Source organism: Rhizobium aethiopicum, assembly GCF_900094625.1.
Taxonomy (GTDB): domain Bacteria; phylum Pseudomonadota; class Alphaproteobacteria; order Rhizobiales; family Rhizobiaceae; genus Rhizobium; species Rhizobium aethiopicum.
In genome coordinates, this window is record NZ_FMAJ01000006.1 from 351,198 (window position 1) to 370,552 (window position 19,355).

A 19,355-nucleotide genomic window follows, 5' to 3' on the forward strand; every position below is an offset into this window, starting at 1 on the left:
GGAAGGCGGCAAGATGAGTGTCCAAAGAAGCGCCTTCATCTTCGCCTGGATCCTCCTCCTTCCGGCCGTTCTGTATGTTCTCGCAATCGTCGCCTATCCGCTGGTCGATACGTTCATTCTCTCCTTCACCGATGCGTCGCTGAGAAAGACCACCAATTGGGTCGGCTGGGTCAATTACGACAAGATCTTCAATGAGCGCTTTGCCGAAGTCATCATTCGCACCTTCGTCTGGACCTTCTTCTCCGTCGCCCTGAAAATGCTGATCGGCACCTTCGGCGCATGCATGCTGAATGCCGCCGTGCCCGGTCGCTCGCTGTTCCGGCTTTTGACCATGCCGCCATGGATCGTGCCGATGGCGATCGGCATTTTCATGTGGGGCTGGATGTATAATGGCCAGTTCGGGATGATATCGGGCCTGTTGCAACGCTTCGGCCTCGTCGACGGCCCGGTTGCATTCCTCGCCTATGGAAGTACCGCCTTCTGGGCGACGATCATCACCGACGTGTGGATCGGCGTGCCGCTGGTGACGATCTATTTCCTGGCGGCGATCCAGTCCATTCCGAAGGATCTCTACGAAGCCGCCTGGACCGACGGCGCCGGCCGCTGGTATCGTTTCCGCCGCATCACCCTGCCGCTGATGGTGCCCGCCATCATCACCATGTCGATGCTGTCACTGATCGCCACCTTCAATTCGTTCGACATTATCTGGATCCTGACGCAGGGCGGGCCGAGCGGCGAGACGACGACGATGATCATCGACACCTATCAGACCGCGATCGGTTCGAAGAAATACGGGGAAGGTGCGGCGCGCGCCGTCTTGATCTGCATCTTCCTGTCGCTGTTTTGCTTCCTCTATTTCCGTGTCACCCGCCGCCTCAATCCGGAGAAGCGCGCATGAGCAGCCCCGCCATGATCGACCGTTACCGCTGGTGGGAGATCATCTTGATCTATTGCGGCATCGCCGTGTTTCTCTTCTTCGTGCTGGCGCCGTTCTTCGAAGGTTTCCTGGTGTCGCTGAAACCGCTCAGCCAGCTCTTCTCCTCGCCCTACCGTTTCTGGCCGGAGAACGGCTCGCTCGAAGCCTACCGGACGATGTGGATCAGTGTGCCGGGTTTTGCCCGCTATATCTTCAACTCGTTCTTCATCTCGACCGTCGTCACGCTGATCGTGCTCTGCCTCGTCATTCCGGCGGCTTACGCTTTCGCGAAGTTCGAATTCAAGGGCATGGGCATTCTGCTCGGCGCCTTCCTGACGGTGAACATGTTTTCCGGCGCGGTGCTCTTGATTCCGCTCTTCCGCTTGATGCGCAGCATGGGCGTCCTCAACACCTATCTCGCCATGATCGTGCCCGGCGTCGCCTTCCTGATCCCGTCGGCGATCTGGCTGCTGCGGACCTATATGATCCGTATTCCGCAGGAACTGAACGAAGCGGCCTATATGGATGGCGCCAGCCATTTCTACACGCTTCGCCGCGTCATCCTGCCCATTGCGATGCCGGGAATTATCGTCGTCGCCATCACCACCTTCATCGGCGCTTACGCCCAGCAATTCATCTTCGCGCTGACCTTCAACTCGAAGACCGAATACATGCCCCTGCCGGTCGGGCTCTTTGCTTACTTCGGCAAGCAGGAGGTCATCTGGAACGAACTGATGGCGGCCTCCTTCGTCGGCATCGCGCCGGCAATGGTCGTCATCTTTTTCCTTCAGCGTTATCTCGTCGGCGGTCTGACCGCCGGTGCGGTGAAACAATAAGAGCAAAACGAGTGAACAGCTAACAACCACAATGGGAGTCACGACGTGAGCATAACAATCAAGACAGGCCTTATGGCGCTCGCCCTGCTCGGTTCGACGGCATTGACCGCGGTCACTGCCCATGCGGCCGACAAGGAAATCAGCTGGATCTATTGCGGCGACACGATCGACCCGATCCACACCAAATACATCAAGCAGTGGGAAGAAAAGAACGCGGGCTGGAAGATCACGCCCGAAGTCGTCGGCTGGGCGCAGTGCCAGGACAAAGCAACGACGCTCGCCGCCGCCGGCACGCCTGTTGCAATGGCCTATGTCGGCTCGCGCACGCTCAAGGAATTCGCGCAGAACGACCTCATCGTTCCGGTACCGATGACGGACGATGAAAAGAAGAGCTACTATCCTAATATCGTCGACACGGTAACCTTCGAGGGTAACCAGTGGGGCGTGCCGATCGCCTTCTCCACCAAGGCGCTCTACTGGAACAAGGACCTCTTCAAGCAGGCCGGCCTCGATCCCGAGAAGCCGCCGAAGACCTGGGCCGAAGAGATCGAGATGGCCAAGACCATCAAGGAAAAGACCGGCATTCCCGGCTTCGGTCTCGTCGCCAAGACTTTCGACAACACGATGCACCAGTTCATGCATTGGGTTTACACCAACAACGGCAAGGTGATCGATGCCGAAGGCAACGTCACGCTCGACAGCCCGCAGATTCTCGCCGCGCTCAAGGCCTACAAGGATATCGTCCCCTACTCCGAGGAAGGCCCGACGGCCTATGAGCAGAACGAAGTCCGCGCCATCTTCCTGGACGGCAAGGTCGCCATGATTCAGGCCGGCTCGGGTGCGGCCGACCGTCTGAAGGCTACGAAGATCAGCTGGGGCATCACGACGCTGCCGCTCGGTCCCGACGCCAAAGGCCCCGGCACGCTGCTAATCACCGACAGCCTGGCGATCTTCAAGGGGTCGGGGGTCGAGGACAAGGCGACTGAGTTCGCCAAGTTCATCACCTCGCCGGAGGTTCAGTCGGAATATGAACTGCAGGGCGGCGCCGGCCTCACGCCGCTGCGTCCCTCCCCCAAGGTCGATGAGTTCGTCGCCAAGGATCCGCATTGGAAGCCTTTGATCGAAGGCATCAACTACGGCGGTCCTGAGCCACTCTTCACCGACTACAAGGGCTTCCAGAACTCGATGATCGAGATGATCCAGTCCGTCGTGACGGGCAAGGCCGAGCCGGAAGCCGCGCTGAAGAAGGCTGCCGGCGAAATCGAGGCCTTCAAGTAAGCCTGCTTCAACCGCCTTGGGATCGCGGAGCGACAATCCGCGATCCCTCTCCTTATGATGAACGTGCGACGAAGGCCGCCGCGGAGACAGATTTTTGGGACAGCTTCTTCTCAACAAAGTCCAGAAGTTCTATGGCGACTACGAAGTTCTGAAGGGCGTGCAGCTCGAGGTGGGGAATGGCGAGTTCGTCGTCTTCGTCGGCCCGTCCGGCTGCGGCAAGTCCACGCTCCTGCGCATGATCGCCGGTCTCGACGCAACGACCGCGGGCGATATCGTCATCGACGGCATCAGGGTCAACGACCTGCCGCCGGTCAAGCGCGGCATCGCCATGGTGTTCCAGTCCTACGCGCTCTATCCGCATATGACGGTTTTCGAGAACATCGCCTTCCCGCTTCGCGTCGAGAAGATGGAGGAGGCAAAGCTCAAGGCCAAGGTCGAAAATGCCGCCCGCATCCTGCATCTCGAGCAGCGGCTGCAGCAGAAACCCGGCATGCTTTCCGGCGGTCAGCGCCAGCGCGTCGCGATCGGCCGCGCCATCGTGCGCGAACCGAAGATATTCCTGTTCGACGAACCGCTGTCCAACCTCGACGCGGCGCTGCGTGCCGACATGCGGATCGAGCTTGCCAAGCTGCACAGGGCGTTGAAGGCGACCATGATCTATGTGACGCACGACCAGGTCGAGGCCATGACGATGGCCGATCGCATCGTCGTGCTCGACGCCGGCAACATCTCGCAGACCGGCGCGCCACTGGAGCTCTACCACAAACCGGCAAACAAGTTCGTCGCCGGCTTCATCGGCAATCCCAAGATGAATTTCCTGCCGGTAACCTGCAAGGGCGTCAGCGCCGCCGGCGTCGAGGTGGATTATCAAGGCCAGACAGCCCTCCTGCCGGTGACGCCGCGCGACGGCATATCAGGCAACACGCTGACGCTCGGCATCCGCCCGGAGCATATTCAGCTGAACGGCGGCGATATCGTCTTTACCGTGACGCCGACGGTCATCGAGCGCCTCGGGGCCAACACGGTCGCTTACGCCTCGCTCAATGGCGAGGCCGAAAATTTCTGCGCCATGCTGCCCGGCAGCGTCGGCATTCGTGCGGACGCACCTGTATCGACCGGCATCAATGCCGCCGATTGCCACCTCTTCGACGAGGCAGGTGTTGCCTTCGAGCGGCGGGTGGAACTGACCGAAATCGATTTGAACGTGATCAACCCGACGGCGGCTTGAACCGACTGGCTCGTGCTAGGGATCGGGTCCTTGCCCGATCGGTCTACTCGCCCTTGCCGGATAGCAAGTCGTCGAGCTGTTTCAACTGCTCCGGCAATGCGGCCGCTGAGCCCTGCAGTGCTTCCTCAAGCGCCTCCTTGGACGCGTAGACCTCGTGGAAAACCAGAAGTGTCCTGCCGCCCTGGTCCTCGAAGGTCACGGTCGTGACCGCGCCCTCTTCGCCCTCGTCATTGGTCCAGACGATGCGCTCGTTCGGCACCACCTCGAGGTACTTGCCATAGAAGGCCATCGTGTCCGAACCGCCGGCGCCGAATTCCAGCCGATATTTGCCGCCGGTACGGACGTCCATATCGCACGATACGAGCGAAATTCCGGGTACTGATTTCGGCACCCACCAGCGCCGGAACAGCTCGGGCTGGCTCCACGCTCTGTAAACCGTGCTCGGCGGCGCATCGAATGTCCGCGTTACGACGAGTTCGCGATCCCCTTTGCGCTCGACCGACGTGCGGTTCTGCGCACCACCTGCACCGTCAACTTGCTCAGTCATCGCTTCCCTCCCGTTTCATTTCACTGATGATTTCGTCCAATGCTTCGAAGCGGGCCTCGAAGAGCTTGCGATGCGCCTCGATCCATTCGGCCTCCGCCTTGAGGCCGCGTTTCCCGAGCTTGCAGGTTCTCACCCGTCCGACCTTCTGCGTGACGACGAGCCCGGCCCGCTCGAGAACCTGGACGTGCTTCTTCATGCCAGTCAGCGTCATCTGGAACTGATCCGCGAGACTGGTGATCGACGCGTCCCCTCGCCCAAGCTGATCGATGATCCCCCGGCGCGTCGCATCTGACAGCGCCGCAAACGAGAGATCGAGGGGAGGATTTAAATACTGAACCATCTGGTTCAGTTTATAACCCGCTCGCGCAGGAAGCGCAAGCGTTCCCGTTGACGACCCGAGGCCCAATGGCCGGCTAGGGAGAAATCACAACAAAAGCCGTCGAGATTCCCTCGCCCTCCCGGCGGTAACTGTGCGGAACGCTTGAGTCAAAATACATGGCATCGCCCGCATCCAGCCCTGTCTCCTTGTTGTCCACAATGACGACAAGCCGACCGCTGAGCACGTAGATGAACTCGGCGCTGCCATGTTGATGCGGCTCCGAGGGCGGTGAATCGATCGGGAACTCGGCGTAATACGCCTCCATACGGCGGTCGGAAGCGGGATAATCGAGGCTTTCGAACATGAAGGCTGGGTGCTTTTCGCCCGGCGGGCTTGGAAGTTTGAGACGCTCGTGCTTTCGGACGACCGCAATGAGCGGCTCCTCCTTGTCGGATTTGAAGAAGTGGTCGAGGCCGACCCCGAAGACCATGGCGATCCGAAGCAGCGTGGGCAGCGTCGGAAACATCTGCCCGCGCTCGATCTTCGAAAGCATCGCAGGCGAAAGCCCTGTATGCCCCGCCAACTGCACCAGCCCCAGCTTCTTTCTCAGTCGCAGTGTCTTGATACGCGGGCCGATCGCGTAGCGCTGAAGTTCATTGGACAGCGTATCGGAGAGCACTCGTAAACTCCTTTTCGTTTCGGGAAACTATCACAGTGACAATTTTCATGACAAGATAATTCTGTTTCTGCTCACGAAAATTTGAGTGGCAATAAAATCGATGTTCTCCAAATGAAAGGTGTGAGGTGCAACGCGCACCTGTCATCGAGAGGAGAATGACATGAAGTTGAGAAGCCTTTTAGTCGCTGCGGCAATCACGCTCGGCAGCAGTTTCAGCGGCGTCGCCGCGGAGAAGGATGTCGTCGACACTGCCGTGGAGGCGGGTAAATTCAAGACGCTGGCGACCGCGCTCGAAGCGGCAGGCCTGGTCGCCACTCTCAAGGGAACGGGTCCGTTCACGGTCTTTGCTCCGACCGATGAAGCCTTCGCCAAGTTGCCGGCCGGTACCGTCGAAAACCTTCTGAAGCCGGAGAACAAGCAAAAGCTCACCGCGATCCTCACCTACCATGTGGTCGCGGGCAGAGTCATGGCTAAGGACGTGGCGGGTATCGATGAGGCGAAGTCGGTCAATGGCAAAATGATCGACGTCGACGTCGAGGGCTCTACCGTCAAGGTCAACGACGCCGCTGTCACTGCCGCCGACATTGCTGCCTCCAATGGTGTCATCCATGTCATCGACAAGGTGATCGTGCCGCCGGAAGGCTGACCCCGTCCCTCAACTGGAGAAGAACCATGAAGTTTATCAACATACTGACGCTCATCCTCGTCATTGTAGGCGGGCTGAACTGGGGGCTGGTCGGGCTATTCGGCTTTGACCTCGTGGCCGCCATATTCGGGGCCGGTTCGGGCCTCGCCCGGATCGTTTACGTCCTGGTGGGGTTGTCGGCCGCCTGGCAGGTCATCCCGCTGTTGTCTGCAATGGGTTCCGGCGAGTTCGCTGCTCGCCAGAACCAATAGGGCCTTTGGAGGGACCCGCTTGCCACGTCGGGCGGCTCCCTCCAACCTTCGTCGCATGGACATGCATTCCCTTCTTGTGCTGGTCGCCTTTCAGGCCGCGAGCTTTGCTGCGTCGGCCACCGGCGTGATTTTTCGGCCAGGCGACTGGTACAAGCAGCTCGACAAGCCAGCATGGCGCCCGCCCGATTGGCTGTTCGCCCCGGTCTGGACGGTTCTCTATGCCTCGATCGGACTGTCGGGCTGGCTCCTATGGCTGGGGGCAGGCATTGCCGGCGCAGCATTCCCCCTCAGTGTCTATGCAGTCCAGCTTCTGCTCAATTCTGCGTGGTCGCCGATCTTTTTTGCGCTTCACCGACCCGGGCTGGCCGCGGTGGAGATCATGCTGCTTTGGGCTGCGATCCTGGCGACGATCATCCTGTTTTATCCCGCGAATTCGGCTGCTGCCCTGCTCCTTGTTCCTTACCTCGCCTGGGTGAGTTTCGCGGCGGCACTTAACGTGTCCATCTGGCGGCGCAACCGCCCGAGACCGCTGTCGGAGAGCGCCCGATGAAACCCCGATGGATCGTCGTGAATGATCGGATGCAGCAAGGCTACGGATACGTTCTCGCTGCACCAAGTGGCCGCAACTTCCATCCCGACTTCCGGCCAGAGCTGACCCCCGCCGAGATGCTTGCGCTCGGCGTGTTCGGCGGCAAATACATGACCGATTGTCGTGACGAATTCCCGGAAAGCTGGTTTGCAGAGGCCCGTCTGTCGCCGCTGCGAAAGGATCCGTCACTGAATTGCTTCGGTGTCGACGCCAGCCAACCCCTTAGCGTCTGGCGAGCCAAGGGATGGATACATCCCGACGATCCGCGTGGCTGGTTCCAGTGGTACTGCCGCTATTATCAAGGTCGCCGCATGCCCGGCGAGGACGAGCGACAGATCGCCCGCTGGAAAGCCATTCGCCGCCATGTCGCTCAGCTTCGCCGAGCCTGCGAGCCTGGAGATTGCTGGTGCCGGCCGCGCCAGCGCCAGGCGCTGCTGCATTGGGCATATGACAGCCGTTCGATCTAACGGCCGCTGCTGCGCCGATATGCGCATCGCGCTTGCCAAGCTGCACAGGGCGTCTAAGGCGACGATGATCTATGTGACTCACGAATAAGGTCGAGGCCATGACGATGGACCGTATTGTCGTGCTCGACGCCGGCAAGTTCAGCGGTTCTTCCTGCGTTAGTTCGTCGACGCTGATGAACTCGTCTATTTATAAATCGAATTCATCCACAGAAGACAGATTACGGCGGATTATCGCTGAGGTCCGCTCCGAAGCTTCGGCTCCTCTGCACCGTGGCGGCCCCTTGTTGAGCAGGCGCAGAAGGCTGATTGCCGCCTATCCCTTGACCATATGTCATGCTCAATACGGGAAGTGATTGCCAGAATTTCATTTGCCAGCAGAAGGTCGCTTAGCATAGGTCGGCACCTGAAACCGGCGGCGATAGTTCCCAGGGGCCAAGCCGGTTATCCTCCTAAACAAGCGTCGAAAGAAGGCCGGTTCCTCATACCCTACCTGCCAACTTATCTCGTCGACGGAAGCCTCCGTTCGCTCTAGCCGCCGCTTCGCCTCCTCGATCCGCAGCCGTTGGACATAGGCGATCGGGCTCATGCCGGTCGCCCGGGTGAACCGCCGCTTGAAGGTCCGTTCCGTCAGCCCCGCCTGCTTGACCATCTCGTCCAGCGGATTGGCGACTGAAAAATGGACGGCAAGCCAGTCCTGTGTGGTTTGGATCGCCTGGTCGCCGTGGTCGCGCCGCCCCTCGAACACCATATAGGGAGCCAGCCCGTCCTGGTGCCATTGCAGCGCAAAATAGCGAGCCACCGTCTGCGCCGCCGTCGCCCCCGCATGGCGGGCGATCAGGTAAAGCACGAGGTCGTGCCATGTCATCGAGGCGCCTGATGTAATCAACTCGTCCCGCTGGCCAGCGACCACCAGCACCTGTTCCGGATGGATCGGGACCTGTGGATAGGCATCACGGAACGTCTGGGCATAGCCGAAATGGACGGTGGCATCTGCGCCATCGAAGACGCCGGTCTCGGCAAGCAGGAAGATTCCCGAACAGGCCGAACAGATCAGCGCCCCCTTTTCGTGCATTCCCTGGCACCATTCCACCAGCGCAGGATATCGGCGCTTTACCCAGCCTTCCGGCCCGAGCACGACCGACGGCACGATGACGATGTCGGTCCGCTCGATTTCGGCGATCGGTCGCTGCACCACCAGCGGCACGCGGCTGGCGAGCGTGAGCGGGCCGGCCCGTTCGCCGACTATCTCGACGTGGAAAGGCGGAGTTTTCGTAGTTCCGTCGTCCGAAGGTACGATGGAAAAGGCGTTCATTACATCAAAGATGCCGCTCAACGTCGAGACTGCCGCCTCCGGCAGCGCCACCAGACTGACATGGAGCTGCTGCGGCCTTGGCGCCCGCTCCGCCTCCTGCTGCGTTCTCGTCATCATCGCTTCCCCCTTGGAGCAATAATAACCGCGGAGCGCAGCGGCGGCCAGTTCGGAAGCGGTAGCTTCCGGCTTTGCGTGGCGCAAATGGCCCGATCATGGCCGGCACCGCTCTGCCGCTTACCCTCCCCGTCTGCGATCCTCCCCTCACCTCGAACGGAGGGTTCCAACCAGGGAGAAACATCATGGACACCATGCAAAACAAAACCATCGACCGTGCGAAGCTCGACACGCTGGTCGGCCGCGTCGTCAGCGATCTTTCCGCCGGCTATGGCGGGGTCATGGTCAGCCTCGGCCACCGCCTCGGCCTCTACAAGGCAATGGCCGATCGCGGGCCGCTCACGTCTCGCGAGATCGCCAGCCGCGCCCGCTGCGCCGAACGATATGTGCGAGAATGGCTGAATTCGCAGGTGGCCGGTGCCTATGTCACCTATCATGCCGTCAGCGGCACCTATGAGCTGACGCCGGAACAGGCTTTCGTGCTGGCGAACGAGGACAGCCCCGTCTTCATCCCGAATGCCTGGGCAACGCCCGCTTCCATGTGGGCCGACGAGGAAAAGGCGGTCGAAGCCTTTCGCACCGGCGCCGGTATCCCTTGGGGCGACCATGACGGCCGGCTCTTCTGCGGCGTCGCTTCCTTCTACCGAAACGCCTACCGCGCCAGCCTTGTGTCGGAATGGCTCCCGGCGCTCGACGGGGTGGTTGAGAAGTTGAAGGCAGGCGCACTGGCTGCCGATGTCGGCTGCGGCCACGGCCATTCGACGGTGCTCATGGCAGAGGCTTTCCCAAAGTCGAAATTCCACGGCTTCGACACGCACGAGAAGTCCGTCGACGAAGCACGCAAGGTGGCGAGCGAGGCGGGCGTTTCTAGTCGCGCTACTTTTTCGACCGCGCGGGCGGAGAATTATCCGGGGACGGGCTATGACCTCGTCTGCTTCTTCGACTGCCTGCACGACATCGGCAATCCGGTGGCAGCCGCCACGCATGCGGCCAAGGCTCTTGCCAAGGACGGCACGGTAATGCTGGTCGAGCCTTTCGCCAACGATCGGGTTGAAGACAATATCTCGCCTGTTGGCCGGCTCTACTATGCCGCTTCTACGACGATTTGCTGCGCCCATGCGATTTCTGATGGAGGTCACATTGTGCTGGGCGCTCAGGCCGGCGAGGCAAGGCTCAAGGAGATCTTCCGCAAGGCGGGCTTCACCCGCTTCCGCAAGGCGATGCAGACGCCGTTCAACCTGATCCTCGAAGCCCGCCTCTGACAAGGCTGGCGACTGAGGGCGCCGGAATTCGCAGGACCAATGCAGGCTCTATGTTAGGACGGAGCCTGCATTGTAGCCTTTAGTCACGATCAGAGCATAGTGCGCCGGTCGGGCCATTTCGCCCCCAACCGGAACCCAGCCCTACCAGACGAAGCCGCGGGCCGCGACCTTCTCCACGCGAGTCACGACGCCGCCTCGATGAAAGACCATCGTATCGAACAAGTTGGACACCACGCAGGTGTGGTTCGGGATGATGAGGAGCTTCTCGCCGATCTGCGGCCGGGGACCGGTGCAGTTCGAAAGGTCGATCACGCCGTGTTCTTCCGAGAGGCTGGTAATGCGTGCTTCGGGGTAACCGACGATCAGGCCGTAATCGCTGAAGCCCTGAAGATCCGAGGTCAGCGCCTTCGAGCCGGCATCGATAACGGCGCGGTCGGCGTTCGGTCGCGACACGACGGTTGCCAGCACATGCATGGCGCAGTCGTCCTCGGTGCAATGGCCCATGCGCACCATCTGGCGGTCGTTGTAGATATAGGTGCCGGCGCGGTGTTCCGTCGCTGACGTGACGAGATGCGCCTCGAACAAGCTCGGCGTTCCGCCATTGCTGACGATGGCGCAGCTTATGCCGTCCGATGTCAGGCGCTGCACCGTTTCGGCGATGAAGGCTTCCACGGCGGCGGCCGATTGCGGTTTCGGGTAGGTGACGATGCCGCCGAAGGTGAGGCCGTCGGCTGCGGCGATGCGCCTGGCGAGCGAGGCCGCCTCCTCCGGCGTCTGCACGCCGCAGCGGCCGGCGCCGGTGTCGCATTCCACCAGCACGGTGAGCGGCTTATGGCCGGAAAAATGTGCGGCGAGCCCGTCGACCGTCACTTCGCTATCGGCGACGACTTTCAGGGCCGGGATTTTCTCGTTCAATCTCGCCAGGCGCTCGAGCTTCTGCTGGCCGAGAATGTTGAAGGTGATCAGGATGTCGCCGAAACCTGCTTCGGCAAAGACCTCGGCTTCCGTGACCTTCTGGCAGTTGATGCCCTTGGCGCCGGCCGCGACCTGGGCGACGGCGAGCGCCGGGATCTTGTGCGTCTTGATATGCGGGCGGAAGTTCAGACCGTGCTCGTCCATATAGGATTGAACGCGGGTTATGTTTGCAGCCAGCCGGTCCTCGTCGATGACAGGGCGCGGCGTCGAGAGATCGGCGATCTTGTCACCGGCCTTGGCGACGACGGCGAACCTGTTGTCATGCATTTAGGCGGCTCCGCGTTCTGTCCCGTGTGGATCGGCGACGATCGGCCAGATGGTTTTCGGCGCCCGCCGGTACGGCGTCGTCGCCGGATTATTGGGATAAGGCGTTCCGGCGGAGCAGTAAAGGATTTCCGCGGCGATCTTCGAGAAGGACGCGAAGAAGTGGTTGGTGGATTTGATCACCAGGATCTTCTGCTTCGTCGGATCGATGCCCATCACCGAAAACAGGCTTGGATCGAAGCTCTGGGCGCGCGTCGAATTGAGGATGATGTCGATGCCATTGAGGACGATATGGGCGGCATCGCCGAAGGGTGCGAGGCTTTCGCCGAACTGCATTTCGGCGTTCCTGACCAGCTTGACGACCTTTATGGTGCCGTCGATGGGATTGCCGGTGCCGGGCGCCGACTTGGCGCCGAAGCGCAGCGGAATTTCCGCCCCCTCGCCTGCCGCAAAACAGATCTGCACGGCCATCGGATCCCAGATGGTGCCGATCGCCGCACTGGTGACGCCACGGGCCATAAGCTCTGCGAGAATAACTGTCGCATCCCCTGCCGTGCCGCCTCCCGGATTGTCCCAGACGTCGGCGATGACGACGGGCCATGCGCTCGCGGCCATTGCGCGCGCGACGGCTTGCCTCTCGTCGATCTGCGGAACCATGAAGGTGCCGCGCTTGGAAAACAGTTCGAGGCCGAGATCGCGCGCCAGAGCCGCGCCTTTTTCCGGCTTGTTGTCGGTGACGACGAGCAGCTTCGTTCCCATTTCGGGAACGTCCCCGACCATGAAACCGTGGATCACTGAGATCGACAGAATCTCGGGGTCATCCCTTTCGATCTGCATGATCTTGTCGACGAAGGAACGCATCGGCTCGCGCGATGTCGGGAAGACATCGATCATGCGGCAGTCGAATACCGACATGACAGGCTTGACCCGGCCCTCGAGCGTGTCGACCGCGATGCGCCAGAGATCCTCAGCGCGGTCGACGAAATCCGTGTGCGGAAATTCTTTGAAATAGACGGCGAAATCGAGCGCTGCGACCCGCTTTGCGGTCAAATGGCTATGCGGATCGAGTTCGGCTGAGATGAGCACGTCAGGTCCGACGATCTCGCGCATGCGCTGGAGAAGATCGCCTTCGGTATCCTCATATCCGGCCGCCACCATGGCGCCATGCAGACCCATGACGACGGCATCGACAGGCATCGCCGCGCGGAGCTGGCCGAGGATTTCGTCACGAAGTTCCTCATAGGTCGCCCGGTTGACGAGGCCCGCCGGATCGGCCCAGGTGGCGGTTCCCTCGATCAGTTTCCAGCCCTTCTCTTTGGTCACGCGCCTTCCGACGGTGATCGGCGCGGTGCAGAGCGTCGGGGTTTCGGGATGCTGGCCGGGCGGGGCATAAAGCGAGGCTTCGAATGCGCGGCGATCCACGCAGATCGGGGAGAAGGTATTGGTTTCGGTCGCCAGTGCTGCCGTGAATATGCGCAAGAAAGTGGCCTTCGTGTTGTCGGCTCCGCTTCAACCCATCGGGTTCGGCAGGTAGCCGGTGAAACCTGAGATCTTCCAGCGTCCCTGGTGAAACCGGCAATAATAGAGCGTCTGCCATTGCAGCACGTCGCGGGTGCCGTCGGACTTGGTAATGCCGCCGTCGAATTTCTTGCGCACGAGCGCCGTGTCGCCTTCGATCTCGATATCTTCGAGCGTCGTCGTGGTGAAGATCGCCGTGCGCGCATCTTCGGCGAAACTCTGTTCGGCGAAATCCTTCGCCTGCCGCAGCCACTCGTCGCGGTAGGCTTTGAGCGTCGGGAAAGCGAGCCGCCATTTGTCGGGGTTGGTTTCCTTCCGGCCGTCGATGCCGATGAAGCCTTCTTCCACGAAGTCATGCTCCACCATCGACCAGTCGGCGGCCAGGAAGGCATCGATATCGCGGGAAACGAGCATTTCCCAGATGGCGTGGCGGGCGCTGTCGGACGGGAAAGGATTCTGGAAAGGATCGCGCATGCTGGCCCCGCATTGAAATTCTTTTCATAAAATGCGTTTTTCACTGGTCAAATTCCGCTTTCTATGGTCATTTGTCAACTTATCAAGAAAATAATTTGCAAGGACTTTGAATGCCCATCAAGCGCTATGGCACTGTTCAAACCGGCGCCGGCGGCAAGGCGCTGCCTTTCGCGCGCGCCGTCGAAGCTGACGGATGGCTCTATGTTTCCGGACAGGTTGCGATGGAGGATGGCGAGATCATCGACGGCAACATCATCGCCCAGACCCACAAGACGATCGCCAATGTTCTGGCGATCCTGGAGGAAGCAGGTTACGGGGTCGAGGACGTCGTGCGCGTCGGCGTCTGGCTCGACGATCCGCGTGACTTTTGGACCTTCAACAAGATCTATCAGGAGTATTTCGGCGAGCATCCGCCGGCGCGCGCCTGTGTGCAATCGTCGATGATGGTCGATTGCAAGGTTGAGATCGACTGCGTGGCCTATAAGAAGAAGGATTGACGGAGCGATCGGGGGTACGGGTTTGGATATTTTTTCGACATTGCAGGAAGACAAAGGCCGGCTCTCCCCCTCCGAAAGCCGCATCGCGGAGATCATCGTCAACGACTTCGAGTTTGCCGTGAACGCCTCGATCATCGAACTCGCGGAACGGGCCGAGGTATCGCCGCCGACCGTCACGCGCTTTTGCCGGCGGCTCGGCTGCGAAAGCTTTTCCGATTTCAAGGTCCAGCTTGCCCGGACGGCCCATATCGGCGTGCGCTATCTGAAGCCGGAATCGAAAAGCACCGATCCGGCCGATGTCGCCCAGGACATCATCACCAAGGCACAGAACGCACTCTTCCTGCTGCACCGCTCACTCGACCTTGCCGCGATTGAAGCCGCCGTCTCGCATATCGCCAAGGCCGATATGATCTATGCCTTCGGTTCCGGCGGCAATTCGTCGATGATCGCCGATGAGCTGCAGAACCGCCTCTTCCGTCTCGGGCTACGCATCACCGCAAGTTCCGACCACAGCATGCAGCTGATGATGGCGGCGGCCGCCAAACCGGGCGACGTGCTGATCGGCTCGTCCTTCTCCGGGCGCAATATGGAGCTGGTGCGGGCCTTCGACCTTGCCCGCGACACCAAGGTGAAGACGATCGCCTTGACCCAGGCGGAGAGCCCGGTCGCCAAGGCGGCCGAGATCGTCGTGCCGATCGATCTTCCCGAGGGCAACAATATCTATCGTCCGACCTCGACGCGCATCGCCTACATCGCCATGGTCGACATCCTGGCGAGCCTGGTGGCCTACGCCGTTCAGCCGAAGGCGACGGTGACGCTGCGGCGCATCAAGCAGCAGCTTGTCCTTCACCGCGACGGCGATGACCGGCAATTGCTTGGAGACTGAAGCATATGAACGGGAGCGACAACAAATGAGCCAATCGATCGCCGTCGTGACGGGCGCTGCAGGCGACATCGGCGCGGCGATTGCCGCGCGGCTCGCCGAGGACCATGATGTCGTCCTGCTTGCTGATATCGATGCGGCTGCCGCCACCGCGGTGGCTTCGAAGCTCGGCGCGGCGGAGCGTTTCGTTGCCGTCGGCTGCGATGTGACCAGCGAGGCGAGCATTGCCGAACTGGCAGAACGCGCTGCCGGCATCGGCGTTGTTCGAACCCTCGTCAACAATGCCGGCGCCGCCCGCGCCACCAGCCTGCACGATACGACGCCCGAAATCTGGCGGGCCGATAATGCGCTCAATCTCGAGGCGGCGTTCTTATGTTTCCGCGCCTTCGAACCGATGCTGAAGGCCTCGAAGGGTTCGGTCGTCAACATCGCCTCGGTCAACGGCATGCATGTCTTCGGCCATCCCGCCTACAGCGCCGCCAAGGCCGGCCTGCTGCATCTCACCCGATTGGTCGCCGTGGAATACGGCAAGTTCGGCATCCGCTCCAACGCCGTCGCCCCCGGCACCGTGAAGACACAGGCCTGGGAGGCGCGCGCGAGCGCCAATCCCAACGTGTTCGAAGAAGCGCGCCGCTGGTATCCGCTACAGCGCGTCGTCGATCCAAAGGACGTCGCCAATGCCGTGGCCTTCCTTGCCGGCCCGCTGGCCGCGGCCATCACAGGCGTCTGCCTGCCGGTCGACTGCGGCCTCACGGCCGGCCAGGCCGAGCTTGCGCGGACCTTCTCGCAATCGGAACATTACTGAAAACCTCCGCAGGATTTGCCCGCCGGCCGCTCTTGCCTCTTTCCCTTACGATTGATCGACCGCATGAGCCGCCTCTTTCCCGACGTCTTCCGTCACCCGGCGATCCGCGCCAGCATGATCGCCATTTTCACTTTCGGAATGGCTGGAGCGATGACGGCGCCCTATCGTTCGGTCGTCGGCATTCGCGAACTGGGGCTGAGCGACGGTCTCTATTCCGTCCTCACTTTTGCATCGGCGGCGGTGAATGTCGTCGTCAGTGTCCTGCTCGGCAATCTCGCCGATCGGCTCGGCGAATACCGTTCGGCGATGATCGGCGCCTGCATCTTCGGCATCGTCGGTTACGGCATTGTCTACGCCTTTCCCACAGCGGCAATCTTCATCATCAGCGGATTGCTGCCGCTGCCGATCTACGGGGCGCTGAATTCGCTGCTGTTCGCCAATGCGCGTGCGGCGATGCAGGGCATGAACCGAAGCGACATGGTGACGGCCAATTCAGGCGTGCGCGCCATGATCTCGCTCTCCTGGGTGCTGATCCCCGGTATAACAGGCCTTGTGCTCTCGGGTGCATCGAGCATGCTGCCGGCCTATCTCTTCGCCGCCATCTCGTGCCTGATATGCCAGGGCATCATCGTCTTCGCTCTTCCGAAACGGGCGGGAACGGAGATGGCAGCGACCCATCATCTCACCTACCTCGGCGCGCTTCGCCAGGTGGTTTCGCCGCGGATTTCGGCGCATGTCCTCGGGGTGGCGCTCATCACCAGCACCTTGCATCTCAACGACGCCCTTCTGCCGCTGATCGCCACCGGCGCGGCGCATGGCGCGCTCAGCGATGTCGGCATTCTCGTCGGGATCGTCGCATTGCTGGAGGTCGTCTTCATCATCGTCTGGTCGCGGATTGCCCGCAAGACCGGCCAGATGCCGGCGCTTGCCGCCGGCACCATCGTCTATGCCGTGTTCCTCGGCCTTCTCGGCCTTGCCTCCGAGCCCTGGCACCTCTATGCGCTGACCTTGCTCGCCGGCATCGGCGCGGCGGCGATCATCAGCATTCCGATCACCTATCTGCAGGATCTGATCGCCGATCGACCGGGGCTCGGCAGCGCGCTGATCTCCGTCAACATCTTTGCCAGCGCCGGGATCGGCGCATTGGTCTTTGCCGCCGGCACGGCAATGGCCGGCTATTCCGGCACTGCCGTCCTCAGCGCCTTCACCGGCCTATCGGGGATTACGATCCTCGGCCTGCTACAGCGACGAAATGCCGTTGCGCCTGTCGACGCCGAGGTTCGATAAAGGCCAAAGAATCTGGCTTTCATCGGCGTCCGTCTTGTGACAAGGGTGATGCTTCACTTCCCTTGAAGGCGACATGAAGGCGATCTCCGGCACGAATCTCGAGCAGGCCAAGTCTCACAACCGGCGCGTGGTGATCGAGGCTATCCGCACCCACGGTTCGCTGTCGCGGGCTGCGATCGCCCGGATGACGGCGCTGACGCCGCAGACCGTCTCGAATATCGTCGAGGAGCTGGAGCGGTCGCACCTTCTCGTTGCGGCCGAGGCGCAGAAGCTGGCGCGAGGCCAGCCGATCATTCCCTACAGCATAAATCCGCACGGCGCCTATTCGATCGGCCTGGAGCTTGGCCGCCGGCGCGCCAGCGGTGTGCTGACGGATCTCGCAGGCGCCGTCTGCGCTCGCGTCGAGCACCAGGTCGAACACGCGGATCCGCAAAGGGCGATGCCGGCTCTCCAAGCCATCGTCGAGGAACTCCAGCGGGCCTTCGCATTCGATCGAAACAGGCTGCTCGGCGTCGGCATCGCCCTGCCCGGCCGCTACGCCGATGGTGGCACCACGTCCCTTAGCCCGCACAGCCTGCCGGGCTGGCAGGATTTCCCGGTCGGGCATGCACTGGAACAACGGGTCGGAGTGCCGGTCCTGGTCGAGAACGACGCGACGGCGGCCGCGATCGGCGAGCGGCTTCACGGTGTCGCCCGCGGTCTGGCCAGCTTCGTCTATCTGTTTCTGGCCGGCGGCGGCGGCATCGGCGCCGGGATGTTTCTCGACGGCCACCTCTACAAGGGCAGCCGCAACAATGCCGGCGAGATCGGCCATATCATCGTCGAGCCGCATGGCAGGCTCTGCAGCTGCGGCAAGCGCGGCTGCCTGGATCGCTACATCTCGCCCTCGGTCGCTTACCAATTCATGGGTATCGTCAAGCCGGAGGAGCTTTCGCCCGACGATCTCGACGCCTTGATCGCCAGGGGCGGCGACGGTCTGGATGCCTGGCTCGATCAGGCCGTCCAGCCGCTGCGGCAGACAGTCGACTTTCTCGAGCTCGCCTTCGATCCGCAGACCATCGTGCTCGGCGGCAGCATCCCGACGTCACTGATGCGCCGGGTGGCCGAACGGCTGGAACCGCTGCACGATCCGCTCGATCCCGGCCGGAAGCGGACGCTGCCCCGGATCATGATCGGCATGACCGGAAAGGATACGGCGATCCTCGGCGCAGCCGCCCTGCCGATCTTTTCGGAAACCAATCCGCGCTTCGATGTCCTGCAAAAGCCGGTCGGCTGACACCTCACCCGCCTGCCGGCAGCCGCGCATCTGCTTGAATTGGGCGCCGGGCTGGAGGTCGCGCAAAGATGACGACGTTGCCAAGTAGCGTCAGCCCTAGGCCGATCAGGCCGAGACCGCTCCAGTGGTAGCCCTCGAAGACTGTCGACAATGACAGGGCGACGATCGGGAAGAGGACGGTGGCATAGGCAGCGCGCGAGGAGCCGATACGGGAGACCAGCATGAGATAGGTGGTGAAGCCGATCACCGATCCGATTGCCGCGAGATAAAGCAGGGCGGTGAGATAGGTGATGTCAGGTGGCGCCACGATCGGCGTTTGCGTCACGGCTATCAGCAAGAGGAGGACGATCGCGCCATAGGTCATGCCCCATGCATTGGCGGTGAGCGGCGAGATTCCGGCCGCGCTGTTTCGACGCGACGCCATATTGCCGAGCGAGAAAAACAGCGTGCCGAGCGCTGCGAGCCCGATCCCTTTCAACGTGCCCATATTGAAATCGACGACAACCTCCTCTCCGAAAAGCAGGAGAAGGCCGGTCGCTCCGAGTGCCGCGGCCAGGAGCGTTCGGCCTGTAATACGGTCGCCGAAGAACAGGCGCGCATTGACGGCATTGTAGATCGTCGCCAGCGAGAAGATGACCGAGATCAGCCCGGACGGGATGTAGCCGGCCGCAGTATAGAAACAGATGAAATTGAGGCTGAACAGGCAGAGCGCTTGCGCAAGGATGAAAGGTTGATCGCGCAAGGCAGGGAGCTTGAGCCGCCACATGACAGCGAGGACGGCGACGAAGATCATGGCGGCTAGCGCAAATCGGTAAAAGACCGAGACCAGGACCGGCACGGGACCGACCTGCATCGCGATGGCGATCCAGGTCGTGCCCCATATGAGCACGGTCGAGATGAAGAGAGCGGCATTTGCCATGGAGTGATCCTCG

General features: G+C 61.5%; 22 protein-coding genes and 1 pseudogene. 15 read left to right on the forward strand and 8 right to left on the reverse strand.

Features of this window, described 5'->3' with window-relative positions; genetic code table 11:
- Window positions 1-13: 13 nt before the first annotated feature.
- The 4 genes from GA0061105_RS15870 to GA0061105_RS15885 all read left to right on the forward strand — a co-directional run bounded on the left by GA0061105_RS15870 (window position 14) and on the right by GA0061105_RS15885 (window position 4,258).
- Window positions 14-898: a carbohydrate ABC transporter permease gene (locus tag GA0061105_RS15870; protein ID WP_092751371.1), complete on the forward strand. Its 885-nt coding sequence runs from the start codon at window positions 14-16 to the stop codon at window positions 896-898.
- Window positions 895-1,752: a carbohydrate ABC transporter permease gene (locus GA0061105_RS15875; RefSeq protein ID WP_064695703.1), complete on the forward strand. Its 858-nt coding sequence runs from the start codon at window positions 895-897 to the stop codon at window positions 1,750-1,752. Before GA0061105_RS15870 ends, GA0061105_RS15875 begins: the two co-directional genes overlap by 4 nt.
- Before the next feature lie 72 nt (window positions 1,753-1,824).
- The gene (locus GA0061105_RS15880) at window positions 1,825-3,030 is read left to right on the forward strand and encodes an ABC transporter substrate-binding protein (protein ID WP_092751373.1); all 1,206 of its coding nucleotides are present in this window, start codon (window positions 1,825-1,827) and stop codon (window positions 3,028-3,030) included.
- A gap of 94 nt (window positions 3,031-3,124) precedes the next feature.
- Complete coding sequence (locus tag GA0061105_RS15885) at window positions 3,125-4,258, forward strand: ABC transporter ATP-binding protein (RefSeq protein WP_092751375.1); 1,134 nt, start codon at window positions 3,125-3,127, stop codon at window positions 4,256-4,258.
- A gap of 43 nt (window positions 4,259-4,301) precedes the next feature.
- Here the strand turns inward: GA0061105_RS15885 and GA0061105_RS15890 are convergent, their stop codons facing one another.
- The 3 genes from GA0061105_RS15890 to GA0061105_RS15900 all read right to left on the reverse strand — a co-directional run bounded on the left by GA0061105_RS15890 (window position 4,302) and on the right by GA0061105_RS15900 (window position 5,803).
- Window positions 4,302-4,805, reverse strand: coding sequence for an SRPBCC family protein (locus GA0061105_RS15890; protein WP_092751377.1), 504 nt, complete (start codon window positions 4,803-4,805; stop codon window positions 4,302-4,304).
- Window positions 4,798-5,145: an ArsR/SmtB family transcription factor gene (locus GA0061105_RS15895; RefSeq protein WP_092751379.1), complete on the reverse strand. Its 348-nt coding sequence runs from the start codon at window positions 5,143-5,145 to the stop codon at window positions 4,798-4,800. The genes GA0061105_RS15890 and GA0061105_RS15895 overlap by 8 nt, the downstream gene beginning before the upstream one ends.
- A 73-nt stretch (window positions 5,146-5,218) precedes the next feature.
- Window positions 5,219-5,803: a helix-turn-helix domain-containing protein gene (locus GA0061105_RS15900; RefSeq protein ID WP_092751381.1), complete on the reverse strand. Its 585-nt coding sequence runs from the start codon at window positions 5,801-5,803 to the stop codon at window positions 5,219-5,221.
- Window positions 5,804-5,963: 160 nt separating this feature from the next.
- Between GA0061105_RS15900 and GA0061105_RS15905 the strand changes: the two genes are divergently transcribed.
- The 5 genes and pseudogenes from GA0061105_RS15905 to GA0061105_RS32420 form a co-directional block, all read left to right on the forward strand.
- On the forward strand, window positions 5,964-6,449 hold the full coding sequence (locus GA0061105_RS15905; protein WP_092751383.1) for a fasciclin domain-containing protein: 486 nt from the start codon (window positions 5,964-5,966) through the stop codon (window positions 6,447-6,449).
- Between the two features lie 26 nt (window positions 6,450-6,475).
- Window positions 6,476-6,700 carry a DUF378 domain-containing protein gene (locus GA0061105_RS15910; protein ID WP_092751385.1) on the forward strand — a complete coding sequence of 75 codons (225 nt, stop codon included), beginning with the start codon at window positions 6,476-6,478 and terminating at the stop codon, window positions 6,698-6,700.
- A gap of 61 nt (window positions 6,701-6,761) precedes the next feature.
- Window positions 6,762-7,250, forward strand: a complete 489-nt coding sequence (locus GA0061105_RS15915) for a TspO/MBR family protein (protein WP_092751458.1) — start codon at window positions 6,762-6,764, stop codon at window positions 7,248-7,250.
- A complete protein-coding gene (locus GA0061105_RS15920) occupies window positions 7,247-7,756 on the forward strand; it encodes a hypothetical protein (protein ID WP_092751387.1) in 510 nt (169 codons plus the stop codon). The genes GA0061105_RS15915 and GA0061105_RS15920 overlap by 4 nt, the downstream gene beginning before the upstream one ends.
- 13 nt (window positions 7,757-7,769) lie before the next feature.
- Window positions 7,770-7,899 (forward strand): annotated as a pseudogene (locus GA0061105_RS32420) (ABC transporter ATP-binding protein); the annotation flags it as partial.
- A gap of 221 nt (window positions 7,900-8,120) precedes the next feature.
- On the opposite strand, the gene GA0061105_RS15925 reads toward GA0061105_RS32420, so the two are convergent.
- Entirely contained in the window at window positions 8,121-9,185 is a 1,065-nt protein-coding gene (locus GA0061105_RS15925; protein ID WP_092751459.1) for a GlxA family transcriptional regulator, read from the reverse strand.
- A 182-nt stretch (window positions 9,186-9,367) separates the two neighbouring features.
- On the opposite strand from GA0061105_RS15925, the gene GA0061105_RS15930 reads away from it, so the two are divergent.
- Window positions 9,368-10,444 carry a class I SAM-dependent methyltransferase gene (locus GA0061105_RS15930; protein WP_092751389.1) on the forward strand — a complete coding sequence of 359 codons (1,077 nt, stop codon included), beginning with the start codon at window positions 9,368-9,370 and terminating at the stop codon, window positions 10,442-10,444.
- Between the two features lie 141 nt (window positions 10,445-10,585).
- On the opposite strand, the gene GA0061105_RS15935 is transcribed toward GA0061105_RS15930, so the two are convergent.
- Genes GA0061105_RS15935 through GA0061105_RS15945 form a run of 3 tightly spaced genes read right to left on the reverse strand, consistent with a single transcriptional unit; the run spans window position 10,586 to window position 13,675 of the window.
- Window positions 10,586-11,686, reverse strand: coding sequence for a D-TA family PLP-dependent enzyme (locus GA0061105_RS15935; RefSeq protein WP_092751391.1), 1,101 nt, complete (start codon window positions 11,684-11,686; stop codon window positions 10,586-10,588).
- Window positions 11,687-13,162 carry a M81 family metallopeptidase gene (locus GA0061105_RS15940; protein ID WP_092751393.1) on the reverse strand — a complete coding sequence of 492 codons (1,476 nt, stop codon included), beginning with the start codon at window positions 13,160-13,162 and terminating at the stop codon, window positions 11,687-11,689. It lies immediately after the preceding gene.
- A gap of 30 nt (window positions 13,163-13,192) precedes the next feature.
- Window positions 13,193-13,675 carry a hypothetical protein gene (locus GA0061105_RS15945; RefSeq protein ID WP_092751395.1) on the reverse strand — a complete coding sequence of 161 codons (483 nt, stop codon included), beginning with the start codon at window positions 13,673-13,675 and terminating at the stop codon, window positions 13,193-13,195.
- Between the two features lie 110 nt (window positions 13,676-13,785).
- On the opposite strand from GA0061105_RS15945, the gene GA0061105_RS15950 reads away from it, so the two are divergent.
- The 5 genes from GA0061105_RS15950 (at window position 13,786) to GA0061105_RS15970 (ending at window position 18,423) form a co-directional block, all read left to right on the forward strand.
- Window positions 13,786-14,172 carry a RidA family protein gene (locus tag GA0061105_RS15950; protein ID WP_064695691.1) on the forward strand — a complete coding sequence of 129 codons (387 nt, stop codon included), beginning with the start codon at window positions 13,786-13,788 and terminating at the stop codon, window positions 14,170-14,172.
- A 22-nt stretch (window positions 14,173-14,194) separates the two neighbouring features.
- Entirely contained in the window at window positions 14,195-15,058 is an 864-nt protein-coding gene (locus GA0061105_RS15955) for a MurR/RpiR family transcriptional regulator (protein ID WP_064695690.1), read from the forward strand.
- 25 nt (window positions 15,059-15,083) lie between these two features.
- Window positions 15,084-15,860 carry an SDR family oxidoreductase gene (locus GA0061105_RS15960; protein ID WP_092751397.1) on the forward strand — a complete coding sequence of 259 codons (777 nt, stop codon included), beginning with the start codon at window positions 15,084-15,086 and terminating at the stop codon, window positions 15,858-15,860.
- A 63-nt stretch (window positions 15,861-15,923) separates the two neighbouring features.
- Window positions 15,924-17,147, forward strand: coding sequence for an MFS transporter (locus tag GA0061105_RS15965; protein ID WP_092751461.1), 1,224 nt, complete (start codon window positions 15,924-15,926; stop codon window positions 17,145-17,147).
- Between the two features lie 73 nt (window positions 17,148-17,220).
- The gene (locus tag GA0061105_RS15970; RefSeq protein WP_092751399.1) at window positions 17,221-18,423 is read left to right on the forward strand and encodes an ROK family transcriptional regulator; all 1,203 of its coding nucleotides are present in this window, start codon (window positions 17,221-17,223) and stop codon (window positions 18,421-18,423) included.
- A 4-nt stretch (window positions 18,424-18,427) separates the two neighbouring features.
- Here GA0061105_RS15970 and GA0061105_RS15975 read toward each other — a convergent pair whose 3' ends face one another.
- Entirely contained in the window at window positions 18,428-19,342 is a 915-nt protein-coding gene (locus tag GA0061105_RS15975; RefSeq protein WP_092751401.1) for a DMT family transporter, read from the reverse strand.
- Window positions 19,343-19,355 lie beyond the last annotated feature (13 nt).